Origin of the sequence: Parasphingorhabdus litoris DSM 22379 (assembly GCF_020906275.1) — a bacterium.
Classification (GTDB): Bacteria; Pseudomonadota; Alphaproteobacteria; order Sphingomonadales; family Sphingomonadaceae; genus Parasphingorhabdus; species Parasphingorhabdus litoris.
The window spans coordinates 2,200,549-2,218,292 of record NZ_CP086727.1; the positions used below are offsets into that span (position 1 = coordinate 2,200,549).

The 17,744-nt window shown below is 51.3% G+C and carries 18 protein-coding genes; 2 read left to right on the top strand and 16 right to left on the bottom strand.

Translation table 11 applies throughout. From position 1 onward, the window contains the following. The first annotated feature begins 48 nt into the window (after positions 1-48). Positions 49-1,275: a serine hydrolase gene (locus BS29_RS10560; RefSeq protein ID WP_229953618.1), complete on the top strand. Its 1,227-nt coding sequence runs from the start codon at positions 49-51 to the stop codon at positions 1,273-1,275. Positions 1,276-1,277: 2 nt separating this feature from the next. Here BS29_RS10560 and BS29_RS10565 read toward each other — a convergent pair whose 3' ends face one another. From BS29_RS10565 to BS29_RS10635, 15 genes are all read right to left on the bottom strand, one after another. Further along, complete coding sequence (locus BS29_RS10565; protein WP_229953619.1) at positions 1,278-1,862, bottom strand: GNAT family N-acetyltransferase; 585 nt, start codon at positions 1,860-1,862, stop codon at positions 1,278-1,280. Further along, the gene (locus tag BS29_RS10570) at positions 1,814-2,608 is read right to left on the bottom strand and encodes a LysR family transcriptional regulator (protein WP_229953620.1); all 795 of its coding nucleotides are present in this window, start codon (positions 2,606-2,608) and stop codon (positions 1,814-1,816) included. Before BS29_RS10570 ends, BS29_RS10565 begins: the two co-directional genes overlap by 49 nt. Next, on the bottom strand, positions 2,605-3,003 hold the full coding sequence (apaG, locus tag BS29_RS10575) for a Co2+/Mg2+ efflux protein ApaG (protein ID WP_229956856.1): 399 nt from the start codon (positions 3,001-3,003) through the stop codon (positions 2,605-2,607). Before apaG ends, BS29_RS10570 begins: the two co-directional genes overlap by 4 nt. Before the next feature lie 18 nt (positions 3,004-3,021). Then, the gene (locus tag BS29_RS10580; RefSeq protein WP_229953621.1) at positions 3,022-4,230 is read right to left on the bottom strand and encodes a trans-sulfuration enzyme family protein; all 1,209 of its coding nucleotides are present in this window, start codon (positions 4,228-4,230) and stop codon (positions 3,022-3,024) included. Between the two features lie 24 nt (positions 4,231-4,254). Next, positions 4,255-5,304 carry a 3-isopropylmalate dehydrogenase gene (gene leuB, locus BS29_RS10585; protein ID WP_229953622.1) on the bottom strand — a complete coding sequence of 350 codons (1,050 nt, stop codon included), beginning with the start codon at positions 5,302-5,304 and terminating at the stop codon, positions 4,255-4,257. 59 nt (positions 5,305-5,363) lie between these two features. Further along, complete coding sequence (gene recO / locus BS29_RS10590) at positions 5,364-6,098, bottom strand: DNA repair protein RecO (RefSeq protein ID WP_229953623.1); 735 nt, start codon at positions 6,096-6,098, stop codon at positions 5,364-5,366. Then, positions 6,091-8,007: an excinuclease ABC subunit UvrC gene (uvrC, locus tag BS29_RS10595; RefSeq protein WP_229953624.1), complete on the bottom strand. Its 1,917-nt coding sequence runs from the start codon at positions 8,005-8,007 to the stop codon at positions 6,091-6,093. Before uvrC ends, recO begins: the two co-directional genes overlap by 8 nt. Positions 8,008-8,071: 64 nt before the next feature. Continuing rightward, positions 8,072-8,650, bottom strand: a complete 579-nt coding sequence (locus tag BS29_RS10600) for a F0F1 ATP synthase subunit B family protein (RefSeq protein WP_229953625.1) — start codon at positions 8,648-8,650, stop codon at positions 8,072-8,074. After that, positions 8,643-9,137 carry a F0F1 ATP synthase subunit B family protein gene (locus BS29_RS10605; RefSeq protein WP_229953626.1) on the bottom strand — a complete coding sequence of 165 codons (495 nt, stop codon included), beginning with the start codon at positions 9,135-9,137 and terminating at the stop codon, positions 8,643-8,645. Before BS29_RS10605 ends, BS29_RS10600 begins: the two co-directional genes overlap by 8 nt. Before the next feature lie 68 nt (positions 9,138-9,205). After that, on the bottom strand, positions 9,206-9,433 hold the full coding sequence (locus BS29_RS10610) for a F0F1 ATP synthase subunit C (RefSeq protein WP_108809819.1): 228 nt from the start codon (positions 9,431-9,433) through the stop codon (positions 9,206-9,208). Between the two features lie 51 nt (positions 9,434-9,484). After that, positions 9,485-10,267 carry a F0F1 ATP synthase subunit A gene (locus tag BS29_RS10615; RefSeq protein ID WP_229953627.1) on the bottom strand — a complete coding sequence of 261 codons (783 nt, stop codon included), beginning with the start codon at positions 10,265-10,267 and terminating at the stop codon, positions 9,485-9,487. 35 nt (positions 10,268-10,302) lie between these two features. Further along, the gene (locus BS29_RS10620) at positions 10,303-10,617 is read right to left on the bottom strand and encodes an AtpZ/AtpI family protein (RefSeq protein WP_229953628.1); all 315 of its coding nucleotides are present in this window, start codon (positions 10,615-10,617) and stop codon (positions 10,303-10,305) included. A gap of 237 nt (positions 10,618-10,854) precedes the next feature. Then, positions 10,855-11,250 carry a YdbL family protein gene (locus BS29_RS10625; protein WP_229953629.1) on the bottom strand — a complete coding sequence of 132 codons (396 nt, stop codon included), beginning with the start codon at positions 11,248-11,250 and terminating at the stop codon, positions 10,855-10,857. Then, positions 11,250-11,447 carry a YnbE family lipoprotein gene (locus BS29_RS10630; RefSeq protein WP_229953630.1) on the bottom strand — a complete coding sequence of 66 codons (198 nt, stop codon included), beginning with the start codon at positions 11,445-11,447 and terminating at the stop codon, positions 11,250-11,252. Before BS29_RS10630 ends, BS29_RS10625 begins: the two co-directional genes overlap by 1 nt. A 46-nt stretch (positions 11,448-11,493) precedes the next feature. Then, on the bottom strand, positions 11,494-14,679 hold the full coding sequence (locus BS29_RS10635; RefSeq protein WP_229953631.1) for an intermembrane phospholipid transport protein YdbH family protein: 3,186 nt from the start codon (positions 14,677-14,679) through the stop codon (positions 11,494-11,496). Between the two features lie 158 nt (positions 14,680-14,837). Between BS29_RS10635 and radC the strand changes: the two genes are divergently transcribed. Continuing rightward, entirely contained in the window at positions 14,838-15,542 is a 705-nt protein-coding gene (radC, locus tag BS29_RS10640; protein ID WP_407673692.1) for a RadC family protein, read from the top strand. Positions 15,543-15,549: 7 nt separating this feature from the next. Here the strand turns inward: radC and BS29_RS10645 are convergent, their stop codons facing one another. Further along, positions 15,550-17,712: an FAD-dependent oxidoreductase gene (locus BS29_RS10645; protein ID WP_229953633.1), complete on the bottom strand. Its 2,163-nt coding sequence runs from the start codon at positions 17,710-17,712 to the stop codon at positions 15,550-15,552. Positions 17,713-17,744: the final 32 nt, after the last annotated feature.

Here is a 17,744-nt window from a genome sequence, read left to right on the forward strand (position 1 = left end):
GCCATTATCTCGGTTTTAGGGGTTCCCTCTCCGGCAAGGGCGGAACAAATGACTGCTGTTTCTTCTGAATATCGCGATCGGGCAGCCGATCTCCTCGAAATCCTCAAAGGCTCACAGAAGGAAGAAAGCTTTTTCGCAAGCTCTTTTCTGGATGCCGTGCCATTGGCGCAATTTCGTGATCTTGTGAACCAGCTCAACACGCAATATGGCGAACCGCTGAGCGTCAGTCGGATCATTCCAGCTAGCAACACAGATGGTACAGTTGAAATTACTTATACCAAGGCCGTTCTTGCCATGCGGATGGTACTGGACAGCAACGCCCCCTACCCGGTCGTCGGTTTGTTAATCACCGGCGCGAATATGAAGGATGATAATATCGGGAAAATAGCAGATGAAATCGCTGCTCTTTCCGGTCTTTCAGGATTTCAGGTCGCGGATTTGTCAGGCGACAAACCACAGACGATTGTGGAGCTTAATTCCAGCGAACAACTAGCAATTGGTTCAACCTTCAAAATCTACGTGCTAGCGGAATTGTCACGTAGCATAAAAGCTGGTGAACGGCAGTGGAGCGATGTTACCCCATTGAACAGGAAATCCCTGCCCTCTGGCGTCTTACAAGACTGGCCGAATGGCACACCGCTTACTTTGCAGACGCTTGCTACCATGATGATATCGATCAGCGACAATAGCGCGACCGATATCCTGATTGATGTAGTCGGGCGTGACAAAGTAGATGAGATGATGCGACGCACTGGTCATACGCAGCCGGACAAGACCGCACCCATGCTCAAAACGCTGGAGATGTTTGCCCTAAAAATGCCGAGCAACAGTGATCTAAGACAGCGCTATATTAAGGCATCCGAAACCGAGCAAAAGCAGCTACTCGCTGACGAGCAGGCACGGTTGGGCATTGATTCCGTTTCGATTGCAAATCTTGCCAATGAACCGGTTCATATCGACACGATCGAATGGTTTGCTTCACCCACTGATATTTCGAATTTACTAAATCATATCCTCAAGACAAATGACCCCGTGGTGCTTGATATCATCAAGGTTAATTCCATCATTCCGCCAGGCGATGCGCTACGCTGGAATTACATTGGCGGTAAAGGCGGATCAGAACCGGGTGTGATATCATTTGCCTTTTTGACAAAATCCAAATCAGGCAAGACTTATGCTATCTCGGGCAGCTGGAACAACAGTAAAGCGCCGGTTGATAATGACAAATTTACGTTGATCTTCAATCGGTTGCCAAATCTAATTGCATCGCGTTAGATTTAATCAACGCTCTGCCACTCATCTCGCAAGAGCCCAAAGATCAGGCTGTCTCGAACGCCAACATGCGTTTCCCACGCCTGACGCAAATGTGCCTCCTGATGAAAACCGAGAATTTCCAGCAACTTGATCGAGGTTGAATTCTCCGGGTCAACATCCGCATAAATCCGCCTGAGGCCGAGTTCGTCAAAACCATATGCAATCACCCGGGCAACAGCCTCGCGTGCTAGCCCTTTTCCCCAAGCGGCACCGTTCAGAATATAGCCAATTTCTCGAACATTTTTTTGATCTTCAGAAGCAACAAAGACAACCCACCCCAAGGCAGTATCATCTTCGATCGTGGTTATCGCCCATGTTTGCCAGCGGGTACCTTCGCAATTTTGAGCAATATATTCCCGCGTTTCCGCAACAGTTTTGTGCGGCCCACTTGACCACCAACGCATAAGCTCTTCGTCCGCAAAAACTGGATGAAGAGTATCAGCATCATCGATGCGCAAAGGCCGTAAACACAGCCGCTCCGTCTTCAAAATCGGAAAGGTCACGCCGTCAGCGCGGCAACCAGCGCTTTGACCTTTTTCTGCCGCCATTGCGGGAGTGGTGCAACCAGCCAGTAGCCGCGCGACGATTTGCTATCTTCGCCAATTACTTCAACGCGCCCTGCCTTGATGTCTTTTTGCACAAGCATTTTCGGCACCCAGGCATGCCCAAAGCCATTAGCAGCAGCCTCGATCGCAAGTCCCCCATCCGCCACGCGCATTAACGTCTCTTCTCCTTCGGAGATCGGACAGCCTGGCCAATCGATTTTCTGTCCAGCTCCGCCCCCAGGAGCAGTAATTTTTACGAACATCGTATCGCCGATGATTACGCCTTCATTCTCGCCTGGACCGTCGGTCAACCCAATTGCGATATCCAGATTCGCTTCTGTGAAATCCGCACCACCCTCAGAGGCGACAAGGGCGAAGCTCACATCCTTATTATCAGCAGAAAAGGCTGCCAGCCTCTCGTTCAACCATTTTGTGGTGAGATCGCGCGGCGCTGCAATGGTTAGCTTATGCGACGACTGCCCCGCTTGCATAGCCCGCACGGCATCTTCAAACTCCAAAAACCCGGAACGCAAGGCATCCAAGCCGGCAGCCGCTTCATCGGTAAGTTCCAACCCTTTTGGTGTCCGCCGGAACATGACTACGCCTAGCATATCTTCCAACGCTCTGATCTGTTGCCCCACCGCAGCTGGTGTCACAGCCAGCTCATCGGCAGCACGGGTAAAACTGAGATGCCGTGCCGCAGCATCGAGCACGCGCAGCCCGTTAAGCGGCAAATGGGTGCGCTTCATTGCTCGACAGTAGGCGCTGTGAGAGGGAAATGGGGAATTCGCACTTCAAAGGCATCCGGCTCCGCACCAACAAACATGAAATGTCCGGCCATGGCGCCGCTCGGCGTGTTGAGCGGGCATCCCGAGACGTAATCATGTGATTTGCCTGGTTGAATGATCGGTTGTTCGCCAATTACGCCATCACCATCAACCCGGTGCAAGGCACCCCGAGCGTCCGAAATTCGCCAATGCCGCGTCAATAATTGAACTGCGCTATCCCGTTCATTCTCAATGCGTATGTGATAAGCCCAGAACCAACGTAACCCGTCTATGTCAGACTGTTCCGGCAAGAAAGTTACTGATACCCGAACAGTCACACCGTCGGTTGTTTCTGAAAATGGGAAGAATGCCTGCATCATCAATTTATAATAGCGTCAAAGTCCAATGGACGAAAGAGCTTGATCCAAATCTTCGACCAAATCGGTGGGATCTTCCAGACCCACATTGATCCGTAACATGTCTTCCGTAATTCCGACTTCTAACCGCGCTTCTTCACCCAAACCATGGTGGGTGGTCGATGCAGGATGACACATAAGGGATCGGCTATCCCCGATATTGTTAGAAATATCTATAAGTTTCAATGCATTAAGCAAGTCATGCGCCTGCTTTCGACCGCCACCGACATAGAGCGAGAAGATGGGTCCTGCGGTTTCCATCTGGCTCATTGCCAGATTATGCTGCGGATGGCTCGGCAAGCCAGGGTGCAATATTTTCTCTACACGCTGCTCCAAAAACTTGCCCACCTTGATAGCATTTTCGCTTTGCTTGCGGATGCGCAGATCGAGAGTCTCGAGTCCCTTAAGCACTACCCAAGCATTAAACGCACTCAGAGTCGGTCCGGTATTGCGCGTAAAGGCAAGCAGAGTTTCTTCGATAAATTGTTCTGTTCCGCAAACAGCCCCGGCCAATACGCGTCCTTGCCCATCCATCATTTTCGTTGCGCTATAGGCAACCACATCAGCACCAAATTCCATCGGACGTTGCAAAACATTGGTGGCAAATGCGTTATCAACAACGCTGGTAATTTTTTTTGCCCGCGCCAAATCACATACGGAGCGGAGGTCGATAACATCCATTGTCGGGTTTGCCGGGGTTTCAAAGAAAAACACCTTGGTCTGGGGCGTTATCGCTTTTTCCCAATTTTCAATTTCACGACCATCGATGATTGTCGTTTCAATTCCGAATTTCGGCAACAAACTATCGGTTAACCAGCGGCACGATCCAAATAGCGCCCGGCTGGCAACGACGTGATCCCCTGCTTCCAATTGGCACAATAAGGCCGCTGTCATGGCCGACATGCCTGAGGCGGTCGCACGGCAAGCTTCTGCACCTTCCATCACGGCAATGCGCTCTTCCAGCATCTGGACGGTTGGATTTTGCAAGCGGCTATAGGTCATTCCGTCCTGCTCGCCATTGAAGCGCGCAGCGGCGTCTTCGGCGCAATCATAGGTATAGCCGGAGGTCAGGAACATCGCTTCCGATGTCTCACCAAATTCGCTGCGCATCGTGCCACTACGGATGGCCTTTGTCGCTGGGCGCCAGTTTTTTGTGATCTCGCGATTTTGGCCGGTGTCTCTTTTCATATCTTTTCCTAAGCCTCTTGGCGCTTAACTGGCAAGCTGAGCGACGATCGCATCGCCGATTTCACGTGTTGAGGCACTGCCGCCCAGATCATGTCCCAATATTCCTTGTTCGAGAACATCTGCGACTGCTTGTTCGATGCACAAAGCTTGGTCTTCCATTCCAAAACTATGGCGCAACATCATCGCTGCCGACAATATCATCGCAGAGGGGTTGGCAATCCCCTGCCCTGCTATATCCGGCGCACTGCCGTGGATAGGCTCATATAGCCCCTTTGTTCCTGTCCCCAGAGAAGCCGATGCCAGCAGACCAATGGATCCAACACACATGCTGGCTTGATCTGATAATATGTCGCCAAAGATGTTGCCGGTGAGCATTACGTCAAATTGCCCCGGATTGCGTACAAGCTGCATCGCGGCATTGTCGACATACATATGATTGAGTTCGACATCGGGATAGTCAGCAGCGACCTCGTTAACGACGGTCCGCCAGAGCACCGAAGTCTGCAACACATTGGCTTTGTCAACAGAACACAGCTTTTTCCGGCGCCCTTGCGCGGCCTTGAACGCGACATGGGCGATGCGGCCGATTTCTTCCTCATCATAGGCCATGATGTCATAGCCTTCCCGCAAACCGGCATCGGTCGTTCGCCGCCCCTTTTCACCAAAATAGATATCGCCGGTCAGTTCCCGCAGGATCAACAGATCAATCGCCCCCGCGACATCCGGTTTCAGGGCTGACAGATTTTCCAGCCCCGCAAAAGCCTTTGCAGGACGTAAATTAGCGAATGTCTCCATTTCTTTGCGCAACCCAAGAACCGCTTGTTCAGGCCGCAAATGACGTTCCAGATCATCACAATCTGGATCACCAACGGCTCCAAATAAAACAGCATCCGCAGCCATAACCAAATCCAGCGTCTCTGGAGGCAAAGGATGGCCATGGTTCTTATAAGCGACGCCGCCAACATCAGCGTAATCAAGACGAAGGTCAGGAAGCCCCAATGCCTCCATTACGCGCAAGGCCTCGACCATGATTTCCTGACCAATGCCGTCCCCGGCGAGCACCGCAATATGCATTTTGTTTTTCCCAGACTTTCTTTGCGACTTTCTGGCACTCCCTGCCGCGCTGGAGTGGATTAGGCAACCACCCTTTTCAATCGATCCACCAAAACCGATCGTGATGCCATGACGTCATTTCGACGATCTTCAAAAAAATGTCGCTTCAAGAAAAATCCTGTTACCCTCAAACCATCGAAAATATCGCCCCATTCAGGACTATCCGGTTCTTTCAAAAAGGCCGGCAACGGCAGAAGTTTGTGCTTATATACCTGTCCTGCTTTCTTACTCACCGCCATCGCACTTTTTGGACTGATATAGACCAAGTCTTCATCACCGCCGGTTACGGCACATTTATCCAAGGTCAGACCGAATCCAAGCTCTGACAAAAGCAGTAGCTCATAGCGCACCAACGCAACCGCCCAGCCTCTCGCTGAAGGAGCGCCGCAGATCGCATCAAGTAGTGCTGATAAAGCCGCGTGGAGCTGTGGATAGTTTTGTTCTTCCGGCAAAATAGCGGCGGTCAAAGCTGTTACCCAATCCAATGCCGCACTGGCTAACGGTTCACTCAGATAAGGCCCTCGGCTTTGTTCTAGTTCAGCGGTCATAGAGGCCAATTGTTCCTCCGTTCGCGCTCTATAATCGGCCTGAACAATGTTGGAGGGAATTAGCACCGGGCGCATTGTTCGAGAACGCGCCCCTCTCACAAAACCGGCCATTAGCCCATTATCCGGCGTCAAAGATCGCACGACTGCACCATGCTCTCCATGCTGACGGACCGAGCAGATGATTGCGGTGGTACGCAGACTAGCCATGAAAATAGTCGTAGACTTTTTGCGCCACGGTCGCAGAGACGCCTGGCGCTTGTTGCAGATCTTCAAGTGATGCGTTCTTAACGGCCCGCGCGGTTCCAAAATGCAGTAACATCGCTTTTTTTCGCGCCGGGCCGATGCCAGGCACATCATCCAGCGAGCTATGTCCGACGGATTTCGCACGCTTCTGACGATGGGCACCGATGGCAAATCTATGCGCTTCGTCCCTTAGTCGCTGCAAATAAAACAGGACCGGGCTGTTAACTGGCAGATTTAATTCCCGGCCATCCATGAAGTGGAACGTCTCTCGCCCTGCATTCCGATCGGGGCCTTTCGAAACCCCTATCATGTTGACATCTTCAACTCCGATTTCCGCAAGTGCATCCTTGGCAGCACTCATCTGTCCCTTGCCGCCATCAATCAGAACCAAATCCGGCCACTCGCCTTTCTCGCGATCTGGATCCTCTTTCTGGGCACGGGCAAAACGGCGTTCCAGCACTTCGCGCATCATCGCAAAATCATCGCCGGGTTTGGTATCGGGATTTTTGATATTGAACTTGCGATATGCGCTTTTGCGAAAACCTTCCGGTCCGGCAACCACCATACCGCCAACCATGTTCGTGCCTTGAATATGGCTATTATCGTAAATCTCGATGCGATCAGGCACAGCATCAAGCTCCAGTAAATCGACCATTTCGCGCATGATCTTGGCTTGCGTCGATGACTCAGCCAAGCGCCGGTCAAGCGCTTCTTCGGCATTACGGCTCGCTTGCTTAAGCAGTTTAAGGCGATCTCCCCGCTGAGGTTGCGACACGCTGACCTTATAGTCAGCGCGCGTACCCAAAGCCTCAGACAAGAGCTCCTTATCAGGCAGCTCTCTATCCAGCAGCACAAGTTTTGGAGGCGGCATACGATCATAAAATTGCATCAAAAAGCTGGACAGGACCTCTTCAATCTCCACATTGCTGGTATGCGCGGGAAAGAAACTGCGATGGCCCCAATTTTGCCCGCCGCGAATGAAAAACGCCTGAATACAAACAGTCGATCCCTTTGATGCCAAAGCAAATATATCGGCATCCGGTAAACCTGCAGCATTAACCGCCTGATTGCCCTGAATGAAGGTCAAAGCCTTCAGTCGATCGCGGTACAAAGCCGCCATCTCGAAATCGAGTTCCTCCGACGCCTTTTCCATCTGGGCACCAAGCTTTTGCTGCACGTCAGTAGATTTCCCAGAGAGAAAATTGCGGGAGTCCTCAACCAGTTCTGCATAATCGTCCTTGGAGATACGATCGACACAAGGCGCTGAACAGCGCTTGATTTGATAAAGCAGACAAGGCCTGGAGCGGTTGTTAAAAAAACTGTCCGTGCAGGACCGAAGCAGGAAGAGTTTTTGCAGGGCGTTGAGTGTCTGGTTTACCGAGCCGGCACTCGCAAATGGTCCGAAATATTTGCCCTTTGTCTTCTGGGCACCGCGATGTTTCTGGATGCGCGGAAAATCATGGTCCTCACGCAGCAGGATGAACGGGAAACTCTTGTCGTCACGCAGCAGCACATTATAAGCTGGTCGAAATTTCTTGATCAGTTGTGCTTCAAGCAGAAGCGCTTCGGCTTCACTGCCCGTTGTCACAATGGTCATGGAGCGTGTTTGCGCGACCATACGCAGCAAACGATGCGGCAGCCGGTTCATCTGGACATAAGATCCGACACGGTTTTTCAGCGACCGCGCCTTGCCAACATAAAGCACATCACCGCGACTATCCTGCATCCGATAAACGCCAGGCCGTGTTGGTAAGGTGTTCAGCGTCTCGCGAATTGCCGCCATGCCCGTTTCCAGGTCAGGCGTTTCATTGCCGCGCACGGCATAGGTTGCCTTATCCTCGTTGAAACGGTCAGGAGATTGTGGGCCAGACATAGCCTATATCTAAGCCTCGACGCCGATCATTACCAGCGCCTAATCGATCACAAAAACCAATAGTTTAGTTTAGCTTTGAGCCCAGATCGCTGATCGTTTTGTCGACCAAGCCCTTGTCTGCGGCCGCGTCATGCTGAGCAGCAATCAGCTTTTGTGCCGCGATTGTCGCCGCGCCGGCAGCCTTTGCTCGAACATCGGCTATGGCGGCGCGTTCTGCTGCACTGATCTTGTCCTCAGCCATTTTCTTACGGCGTGCAATCAAGTCGGTCGTTGCTTTCTTAGCGTTGGCGACGACCAGTTCGGCTTCGCTTTCGGCTTGTGCCAAAATCTCTGCTGCTTCGTCATCAGCAGCTCGCAAGCGCGATTCATATTTCGCCCGCAGTTCTTCGGATTCAGCACGAAGTTTTTTTGCTTCATCCAGTTGTTCGCGAATATCAGCAATTTTCTTGTCCAGCGATGCAGCGATGAGGGCGGGCACTTTTTTCCAGATGACCAAGCCCACAACGACAAGCATCGATAAAGAAACAAATACGGTCGCATTGAAAACACCAAATACGGATGGTGTTACATGCTCTTCACCAGCACCAGATGCCAGCATTGCGATGTCCGTCGCTGCTGAAGCGAGAATAGCAAAATCAACCATGTTTCAACGCTGCCTTTGTTTCTTTCAATGCTGCCGCTTTGGTCACTTTCGCGCCAGAGATTTTGGCAACCAGATCTTGTGCAGCTTCGGCAGAGACGCCTTCAATCTCTTTTAGTGCTTCTTCTGCACGCGATTTGATATCGGCTTCCGCCGTTGCCACTTTCGCGGCAATATCGGCATTGGCCTTGTTCTTACGCTTTTCAGAGGCAGCATTAGCTTTCGCCTTGCTGGCTTCTACAAGAGCCTGCGCTTCGCTACGGTCTTTTTCCATTTTGACACGATAGCTTTCCTCGAGCTCGTCTGCTTTTACATTGGCAGCACGAGCGGCTTCCAGATCGTCGGCAATTCGTTTGTCCCGGGCATCAACCGTGCCCTGAATTTTCGGAAACATACCTAAACCGATGACAAAAAATGTGAACCCGAAAGTCAGCAAAAGCCAGAAAATCTGGGACGCATAGGTTGCGGCGATTTGATCTATTTGAGGCATTGAACCAAAGGCTCCAAAATTTCGAAACAGCGGGGCAGATTCACCGCCCCGCCGGTTTCACAATATTATTAGGCAACGAAGATGAGGATCATTGCGACAACAAATGCCAACAGACCCAAAAGTTCAGCTGCGGCAAAGCCGATGAACAAACGGCCCTGTTGGCCGTCTGCAGCGGAAGGATTGCGCAATGCGCTTTCCAGGAAGCTGCCGAATACGTTACCCACACCAACGGCGGCTACACCGGCACCAATTGCTGCCAGACCTGCGCCCAATAATTTTGCTGCTTCTGCGTCCATGATAATAACTCCTGTTCAAAAATATCGTTTGGAAATAAAGTCTTGTTCAAATCAATGCAGGTTTTCTGCATCATTGATGTAAAGCGATGTTAGCAATGCAAATACATAAGCTTGCACAACTGCCACCAGCAATTCGAGAGCGCTAATACCGATCATCAGCGCAAAACTAGGGATACCAACAAGCACGCCATAGCCGGCGCCTGCATTGGAACTGTTGATTACGAAGCCCGCCAGAACCTTCAACAAAATATGGCCTGCCGTCATCGCGACAAAAAGACGCAGAGCGAGGCTGAAAGGACGAACCAGGAACGACAGCAGCTCAACGATGAATATAAACGGAATCATCGGAAGCGGCGTACCATGTGGAACGAAAAGCGAGAAAAAGTGAAGCTTATGCTTGGCGAAACCAACGATCAAAACAATCGAAAAGCTCATAATTGCGAGCACACCGGTTACGGTAAGATGACTCGTTACAGTGAACGGGTGTAATCCCAATACGCCAACGGGGAGAAGACCCAACACATTGGAAAAGAGGATGAACATGAACAACGAAAAGACATAAGGCGCGTATTTTTTGCCGGCAGGGCCAACATTGGCTTCCATCATATTATCGATGAAGCCAGTAAAGCCTTCGACCATCATCTGCCAACGACCGGGAACCAGTTCGCGCTTCATGCCGCCACGCATGAACAGGAATAATGCGACAACCGCAAATCCCATCCAGATAGCACTATTGGTCAGAGCAATCTGCTGACCACCTAATGAAAAGCCTTCCAAAATCGTCTGTACCTCAAATTGGTACATTGGATCGATTTTACCTTCTTCAGCCGCCACGCAATGGACCCCTGTTTTTCAAATGGTACGTCAAATCACTTATGTTTCTTTGCGTTCTCATTTGAGAGTTTAATAATATTTCTGAACGCCACGATGATCCCCAGAAACAGGAATATCAAAAGAAGCCAAGGCCCGGTTCCGATGAAATAGTCCAGCGTCCAGCCGACCAATGCACCACCACCAATGCCTGCAATCAAATCTGCTAAAACCCGGTTTCCAAGCCGATAATTATCATCGACCCCTTTCTGGGTTTTGCCTGATCTGACTGCCTCTTCCGACTGTGCCTGATCGATCCGCTTCTTCAGCGCCTCTATCTTGGCATCATCGTCCATCAGATTTACCGGTTCCATTCTCTGCCGTGATTCTTTGAAAAACTAACGTAAATCAGCAAAAAAACCGATTAACTTGGTTCTACCCACGACAGCGAGCAGTCCCGCTAACCGCGCCCGTTTAGAAAAGCGGGTGCGCCAAGTCAACAGCGATGCTGCACTGCAGAAAATTGAGCTAAATATCAGTAATTTGAAACAAAAAAGGACGCGCCGAATTTGTCAGCGCGTTCAATGTCAAAATATTGTTCTATTTTGGCTCTATGGGCAGCGCGAATCGCGAACCGGATCAGCCGATGTCCGGGTCTGCCAACTACCATCGGGAGCCTGATATTTCTCGCCAGCAACCGTACGCTTGATGAGATTACATCCTGACGTAAATGCAAACTGCTCGACGGTCGAATTGGTTTCCTGCGCCTTGCGGGTATAAGCCGCCTTACGCTTAATATTAAGATCCTCGACCAGTGCCTTCACCGACGCGGATGGAGAGGTCACATAACCGAGATAACCATCTGGTTTCTCGCCAATTGCGCCGGAAGCACGCGCCGCAGCATAGGCTGGATCGCGCTGTGCCATCACTGGCGCGGCAACGACTGCGGTCAAAGCCAATCCGCCGACAACGGCAACCGCTTTATTTTTCCGTATAAACTCAAACATCAGAAAATCTCCGCTTCACTATTAATCAAATCCTGTGCGTCGCCATCCAGACGATACACGACTTCCTGCTTTATATTGATATTCAGGTTTATCACGATGGGTTTATCTGGCGCAGAAACCTGCACACATCCTGCCAGAACGGCACTCAGCCCCAAGGCGACACCCGATATCAGGCCGGTTGTCTTCCTACTCTTCATATCTGACCGAATCGCATTTCCGGAACGATCCGTCAATTGGCATATCTTATGGCTCATTATCGCTTTCCCGTGGCTGAACAGTTGATTCAGAATTATTTTCTAACGCTTTTGCAGCTTCCGCAGCTCGTTCTTCTTGTGCTCTTAATAATGCCGGTAGATTCTGACCGACCAGTATTTCGGGCTCATAAAAGGCTTTGGCGCTGCTCATAAGCTGCATGAAGGGTGCCTGGATGCGGACGTTAAATTCGAGCGGAACTTTGGCAATTTGTTTCGTGAAGAAATTTTTACTCGCACTATCGCCTTGCTGGAGACCAGCGAATTTAACTTCTGTGATAATCTCACCGTCAATAGCTCCATCCATGCCGATCGTAAGCTGCTCATATTTTAATGATTTTAACGCATTGAAGGCAAAATTGGCAAAAGTCCCCATATCTTCATAAGTTAGTTCACCGATATAAGACAGCGAACCGCCCCCTTTGCGCGCAACAAGATACCCGCCGGCAATGCGTCCACCATCCTGATCAAAAACCATCGGTAACTTGCCATCAAAGACACCTGACGCTGTGATATTTTCAAAATCAAACTGTGTCAGGAATTGGGCTGCATCTACACCCACCACGGTGAATTCCAGCCGTCTTTCTGCTTCCTCACTCAAATCCAGGATTGTTGGTTCAAGATAAAGCATACCGCCAGCAAAGGGCCACTGGCCACCTTCCACCTGCATTTTATAATCTGGCAACAGTCGATAAAAGAGCTGGCCATTAAAAGCGGCCACGCCGGGATTAACCTCAGCCATGCGCACCAGCTGTCCTGCCTCTGTTTCCAAACCGAGCAAATCTGAAAATTTGATCTCGCCTGCTAGCCCGGTCACAGGCCCAAAGGCGGCGGCCAGATTGATGGAATCAGTACGAAAAATTCCTGTACTCCTGATGCCATCGCTTTTCTCATCCCAATCGATCTGGCCAGAACCAGTCACCACACCATTGACATTGGCGATGACGCCCAGGGTCAATGGCGTTAACATTTCTGGTTGTAACACATCATCAAATACCAGCGAGCCGACATCAAGAACCGCCTGCCCTGTGCTATTGTCCAAAACATGTGTAATGTTAATCGTCGCGACCTGCCGCAAGGTTTTGGGTTCACGCAAAATCCCATCGGCCACTATCCTGCCTTTCGCGAATTTCAGCTTCACATCTTCACTAATCATAGGCCGGAAGCGCTCAACTTGCTCTTCATCCCGTAAGCGTAGCTTCGCGTCAGCCAAAAACTCGCCGCCAACATAACGCCAATCGCCTTCGACATTTTCAAGCAACAGCGGCACACTGGCAATCTGTCCATTGGCGCCTGATATTTTCCCGGTAATGTCGCGGCCAAAGGCAGCGTTGACCAATGCCATATCGAATTTGGTCATGCTGTCTGCTGTACCCATCCGCACGGACACATCATTTGCCCGCATGCCATTTACGAGGGAAAAGTCCAGCGGACCGCTGCTCAAAGTAAGCGGTGTATCTCCCAGCGAACCTTTCAGATCAAATGAGGGCGCGCGCGCGGCAACTTGTATTTTCGTTCCATTGCTTGTCACAATTGCGCGTCGACCATCCGGGCATATACGGGTTTGAGTGGGACCCGCGATAAATGAGGCTGTACGAAGACTGGCAAATTGCAAGTCGACACATTTGCGAAAGAGCGCAAATCCACCCCGACCATCAAAATCACCATTTATCGGCACTTGTAGTCCAGTCACCTGCCCATCAGCCAATGGGCCAGTCAAGATCATTCGCCCATCGAAATTTGTACCGCCACCAGCAGCAGGCGAGAAACTGAGGTCGGGAATGTTGAGCTTCGCAGGCCCTGCTTGATAGGCTGCCATCTGCACATTGCCAGAGAATCCGCGCGCCAAGCTGCCATCATCCAGATCTATTTTCGCATCAGGAAAACCACCGCCATTTAGAATCAGATCTCCCTCGGCAAGCATTCTCACATCATCGCCGATGACAGTCAGCAATATCGGATCATCCAGAGCCAACTCACCACCCGACCGGGATCGGGCGCTTAGCGTATTCACCGTCAATTTTGTCCCTGCAGCGCTCGTATCGAACCGGATATCGCTTGTGAAATCCAAAGCAAGACCAGCCTGGCGAACGGCGGTCGCCAGTTTTTCTGCAATCGGCCCTACTGGCGTACCATCGGTCGATGCCGCCAGTCCGCGGATCTGTTTCAGTAGGTGGTTGGAGATTTGCGCCGTCCGAATTTCCGGCGCGCCTTCAAAGCGCGCTGTGACAGGATCGTCGCCATAGCCAATCTGAAACGGCCCGCTGACCCGTGCTGTCTTGGCGCGGCCATAAAGGGATTTTACTTCATTTGTTGTAAGATCAATATTGCCGCTGCTGCGATCCAGATCACCGGTAAAGGAAAGTGCCGATCTGATTTCTTCCGCGCTATAGTCGGCATAGCGTAACTGCCCGCTTGATATACCTGCATCTCCCGACCAGCTGGCAAAATCTTGCCCCAGCTCCAATGCGAGTTGGATGCCGACATCCTCAACCGACATGTCCATGTCAGGGCATTTAATCGCTGGCATTCGCAAAGGACCGTTCAAACCCGGCTTGCGATCATCAATCACGATCTCACCAAAATAGCTGGGATCCGAAATGGTACATCCGCCGAGATCAAGCTGCTTACTCAGTGCGGCAAGTTCGCCTTTAAATCCGTCATGCAAATTTCCGGATCCATTCAGAGCCAACCCCAAAGGACCATAATCGCTATCAATCCGGAGCTGCGCTTTTTCGAGCGTCAGCGAAATATCCGGCAAAGCCAATGGGCTGTCGTCCTCCGGATCAGAAAATTTATCGAGCGCGCCAAAGGACAATTTGCCATCCCGCAGGCGGCCATAAGCCTTAACCCCGCGTGCTCGCACCCAGTTTATGCCGGCCCCTTCGGTTCCAAGGCTGTTACCAATCTCAACCAGATCCGCTTTCAAATCAGGATGTTCAGGATTGCCGATCACCAAGTTGCGGATAATCTGCTTACGAAAACCGATATCCTCAATCTCGTAGCTCGCTTGTATGTCCAGATTATCAAGTTCCGAACGCACAAAATTATCGGCGATCGTGATCCGATTAAACCAGAGAACAAGAAAACCAACCAGCAATAAGAAAAGGAGCAGATAGACGAATAGTCGTGGCCGCAAGCGGCTGCCTATAGGCTCTTGGTCTAACTCTTCCTCCATTCCAGTTGAAATGCAGAAGTCTAGCTTAAGTTGCAATGTACAAGTGTATGGGCCCTGCAGTTTTTACGCTAATAAATAAAAATTGGACATATTCGGACATTCTCACCCATCGGCATGCTTTCTTGTCCCATTCGCCAGCAAACCGGTTATCATTCGATATGGGCGACTTGGACGACGCAAAAAAATCCAATTCTCATCATGGAAAAGGCCATCGCGCAAGGCTTCGGGCGCGATTGCTCGAAGGCGGAAGCAATGCGCTGCTGGATCATGAGTTGATTGAATATCTGCTGGCAATCGCCATTCCTCGCCGCGACACCAAACCGTTGGCCAAGGAACTAATCGATACATTTGGAAGCTTTTCCGCTCTGTTGACCGCAGACGCGGCCTCGATCTCCAAAGCGCCAGGCATGGGAGAAACCAGTACAGCTGCGATAAAAATAGTTCAGGCCGCTGCGTTACGGCTGATTTCCGAACCCATGCGCGAACAACCGGTTTTGACAAGCTGGCAAGCTTTGCTCGACTATTTGCGCGCTGATATGGCGCATCTCGTTCACGAACGTGTTCGGGTGTTACATCTTGACAGCAAGAACCGCCTCATCAGGGATGAACTGGTCAGCGAGGGATCGATTGATCAAGCAGCCATCTACACTCGCGAAGTGATAAAACGCGCACTGGAACTCGGATCAGCAGCTATCATTTTGGTCCACAACCATCCCAGCGGAGATAGTGCGCCCAGCCGCCAGGATATCGCCATCACCAAAGATATTTGCGATGCGGGCCGCAAACTTGGAATCGCGGTCCATGATCATATCATTATCGGCCTGGACGGCCACACATCCTTCCGTTCAAAAGGGCTGATCTAGAATTTTCTTAAGCACCGCTGTCCTTGCCAGTGATCAGGCGGATACCCAGCTGTAACGTGAAGTAAGACCATATCCAGTTCACCAGCACTGCTATCCGGTTCCGCATGCCCGAGAGAAAACCAACATGCACCGCACCCCATAACCACCAGGCCAGAGCGCCATGCAGCTTCATAAAGCCGAAATCCGCAACGGCACTCTTGCGGCCAATCGTCGCAAGGCTACCCTGATGTTTGTATTGGAAGGGTGCGACCTGTTTGTCATCTACAAGTTGTTTTTGAATATAATCCGCTACATAGACACCGGCCTGCTTGGCGGCAGGGGCCAATCCGGGAACGGGATTTCCATCCCAAGCATTGCTGCCAGCCGTGTCACCAATGGCAAAAACATTTTCGTGGCCCGCAACCCGCAAATAGTCATCTACGGCAACCCGCCCTGCCCGATCCGTATCGGCGTTCAGCCATTTGCCTGCTGGGGAAGCAATAACGCCCGCTGCCCAAAGCACCGTCTCCGTTGCGATCTCCATGCCATCGCCGATTTTGACGCGGTCGGCAGCGATATCCGTGACACGCGATTTTAGCCTTATGTCCACACCCAAATTGCGAAGGGAATCGGCTGCATGCTCCGACAAATCTTCCGGAAAGGCCGGCAATACCCGATCACCCGATTGCACCAAAATAATCTCGGCTTCAGCTGGATCGATCCGGCTGAACTCATCCTTCAGTCCATGATGCGCCAACTCGGCAATCGCTCCGGCCAGTTCAACACCGGTGGGCCCTGCACCGACCACTACAAAGGTCAGCAGCCGTTTTACCCGTTCTGGGTCACTGGAGGACTCGGCCCGTTCGAAGGCACGCAGGACATGACCGCGCACCGAAACGCCATCTTCGATGGTTTTTAGCCCCGGCGCATAAGGTGCCCATTCATCCTTACCGAAATAGCTATGCGAAGCACCTGTTGCGAGCACAAGATGATCATAGCTCAGACTATTTTGCCCATAGGTCAATGTCTTCGCTTTGCTGTCGACGCTGCTCACCTCACCCAACAGCACTCGCACGTTGCCATCATTGCGGAACAAGCCCCGGATCGGGGTCGCTACATCAGCCGGAGACAGCGCAGCGGTTGCAATTTGATAGAGCAGCGGCTGGAAAAGGTGATAATTATGCCGGTCAATAAGCGTGATGCGCACAGGCAGGTTCTTTAACTTGGCCACGCAAGCCAACCCCCCGAATCCAGCCCCCACGACCACGATATGCGGCCAGTGTTCGGGAACATCCTCATATTTGCGGTCAAACAGGATATTATGTTCCAGCCAGTTTGAAATCATCCGGTCGACTGACAGATAGCCTGCTCCGAATATGAGCATCAAACCAAACAGCAACATAGGAAAAAGCGTGAGATCGGGATGCAGACCCATCACTGCCAAAGTGCTGAGTGCAATGATCAATGCTAGTGCGGTTAACGGAACAAAGAGGCCCAGGATCAATAGCAAAGCCAATCCAACGGCAATGACCGGGTCAATTCCGGCAAAGCTTTTCACCGGCAGAAACAGCTCCGCTTCCGCCATGCCCCCCATTCCAGCAACCAAGAGCAGGGTAGCCGCAAGCCAAACCCGAATGATCAACAACCAGGCCAGAGCTGCCTTGTCCGTCAAATATTCAAAAAAACGTATGACAGGATCAGCAAATGGTAGTGCGCTACCGCTCAATCCCCCGGCCACCGCGCGATCAAAAGAAAAACCCTTGGCCCCGCGCAATACAAACCAACCCGATATCGCAATTAGCCAGAGGTTGAGATCAGTTGGAACATACTCAACCTGGCTCACCACGAGCAGTATCAATATAGCAAGAGCCGCTTCCCTGGTTAACAGTCCAATCAGGAGCAATATTGGCGCTACAATTTCTATGGTCACGCCGATCACAGCCGCAGTCTCTGGCGCCATCCAGGAAACCGGATATTCAAACCGCGCAAGGCTCAGCGCGGTATCCCAATCAGAGAGCTTCACGACGCCCGAACGAAAAATTGCCTGCGCGACGAAGAGCCGGACCAGCAAATCAAAGACCGGACTGATCAGCATGATAATGGAACGATAGGTCTTAACCCATATTCTGAGCGTTACCCTTAAGAAGGGTGACAGGCGTTCCTCCTGCAACTTGGCTTGATCGATGTTCATTTCATGATCCCCTCATGACCCTGTTCGCGCAC

Coding starts and splice junctions, on each gene's coding strand:
- BS29_RS10560 (WP_229953618.1), top strand. CDS start 49: ATGACTGCTGTTTCTTCTGAATATCGCGATCGGGCAGCCGATCTCCTC.
- BS29_RS10565 (WP_229953619.1), bottom strand. CDS start 1,862: ATGGCGGCAGAAAAAGGTCAAAGCGCTGGTTGCCGCGCTGACGGCGTG.
- BS29_RS10570 (WP_229953620.1), bottom strand. CDS start 2,608: ATGAAGCGCACCCATTTGCCGCTTAACGGGCTGCGCGTGCTCGATGCT.
- apaG (WP_229956856.1), bottom strand. CDS start 3,003: ATGCAGGCATTCTTCCCATTTTCAGAAACAACCGACGGTGTGACTGTT.
- BS29_RS10580 (WP_229953621.1), bottom strand. CDS start 4,230: ATGAAAAGAGACACCGGCCAAAATCGCGAGATCACAAAAAACTGGCGC.
- leuB (WP_229953622.1), bottom strand. CDS start 5,304: ATGCATATTGCGGTGCTCGCCGGGGACGGCATTGGTCAGGAAATCATG.
- recO (WP_229953623.1), bottom strand. CDS start 6,098: ATGGCTAGTCTGCGTACCACCGCAATCATCTGCTCGGTCCGTCAGCAT.
- uvrC (WP_229953624.1), bottom strand. CDS start 8,007: ATGTCTGGCCCACAATCTCCTGACCGTTTCAACGAGGATAAGGCAACC.
- BS29_RS10600 (WP_229953625.1), bottom strand. CDS start 8,650: ATGGTTGATTTTGCTATTCTCGCTTCAGCAGCGACGGACATCGCAATG.
- BS29_RS10605 (WP_229953626.1), bottom strand. CDS start 9,137: ATGCCTCAAATAGATCAAATCGCCGCAACCTATGCGTCCCAGATTTTC.
- BS29_RS10610 (WP_108809819.1), bottom strand. CDS start 9,433: ATGGACGCAGAAGCAGCAAAATTATTGGGCGCAGGTCTGGCAGCAATT.
- BS29_RS10620 (WP_229953628.1), bottom strand. CDS start 10,617: ATGGAACCGGTAAATCTGATGGACGATGATGCCAAGATAGAGGCGCTG.
- BS29_RS10625 (WP_229953629.1), bottom strand. CDS start 11,250: ATGTTTGAGTTTATACGGAAAAATAAAGCGGTTGCCGTTGTCGGCGGA.
- BS29_RS10630 (WP_229953630.1), bottom strand. CDS start 11,447: ATGAAGAGTAGGAAGACAACCGGCCTGATATCGGGTGTCGCCTTGGGG.
- BS29_RS10635 (WP_229953631.1), bottom strand. CDS start 14,679: ATGGAGGAAGAGTTAGACCAAGAGCCTATAGGCAGCCGCTTGCGGCCA.
- radC (WP_407673692.1), top strand. CDS start 14,838: ATGGGCGACTTGGACGACGCAAAAAAATCCAATTCTCATCATGGAAAA.
- BS29_RS10645 (WP_229953633.1), bottom strand. CDS start 17,712: ATGAACATCGATCAAGCCAAGTTGCAGGAGGAACGCCTGTCACCCTTC.